Source organism: Elstera litoralis (assembly GCF_000963705.1).
GTDB classification, from domain to species: Bacteria; Pseudomonadota; Alphaproteobacteria; order Elsterales; family Elsteraceae; genus Elstera; species Elstera litoralis.
Genome location: NZ_LAJY01000953.1, coordinates 1 through 752, shown reverse-complemented (window position 1 = coordinate 752; position 752 = coordinate 1). Strand labels below are relative to the sequence as shown.

The window sequence follows — 752 nt, the reverse complement described above, 5'->3', positions numbered from 1 at the left end:
GGTAAGTGGTATCACACCTCTTCGGATCGGCGCGTTTTCAGGTATTGTGTGGGCCGGCGGCGCACCCCTCCTGGTTGATGGCGCAGAGGCACCGAGCAGGGTAGCAATAGGGCCGGAATGGAAACAGTTCGCACCATCGATGGAGAGATCGAAGATATTCGGGATCGAATCTCCTCGACGGGAGACTCGGTCTGCGAGCTCCATCTGATTACATCGGGGGGGAAGGAGAAATGCTTCGCCTATGCCGATAAGGCCACCATCGTGCAGAACCTGTTGAAAAAAATGCAGGAACTGGCCACGCGCAATGGGGTCGCCCATATCAAAGAGCTTCACGTTCGCGTCGAAGTGACCGGCATTGTGAAGAACCAATCTTCCTCGAAAGATCTGATTGTCACCGCCGTTAAAATCCAGCAATAGGCCTGCCGGGCGGGCGTGAACTCTCTCGCTGCGCTGCGTCCTGCAAAAAAAACCCCCGCCCGGCTTTGCCGGGCGTTGGCTTTTTCAGGGGGCTGTCGCCGAACCGTCAAGAAGGTTAAGGGCTTTTCTTAAGAATCGCTGAATATGAACCCGCGTGAGCCATATTTATCACCAGAAAAACTTTGCCGCAGCGCAATATCCTGCGGGGGCTTTTGGGGTTTCTGTTCCCGACGCAGGGGTGATGTGCAGGAATAGACCTATTTTCGTCACACTCCGGCGCTATATATGCGCCCATCACTCACCCTTTCTTGTTCATGATCTTCAGGAGCGCCGGA

2 protein-coding genes are annotated in these 752 nt (G+C 54.9%); both read left to right on the top strand.

The features are described 5' to 3' along the window. Positions 1 to 117 precede the first annotated feature (117 nt). Positions 118 to 417, top strand: coding sequence for a hypothetical protein (locus VZ95_RS20905; protein WP_045777584.1), 300 nt, complete (start codon positions 118 to 120; stop codon positions 415 to 417). Positions 418 to 571: 154 nt separating this feature from the next. Further along, positions 572 to 752: hypothetical protein (locus tag VZ95_RS27730; RefSeq protein ID WP_232302797.1), on the top strand; the 181-nt coding region annotated here is incomplete at its 3' end.

Coding starts and splice junctions, on each gene's coding strand:
- VZ95_RS20905 (WP_045777584.1), top strand. CDS start 118: ATGGAAACAGTTCGCACCATCGATGGAGAGATCGAAGATATTCGGGAT.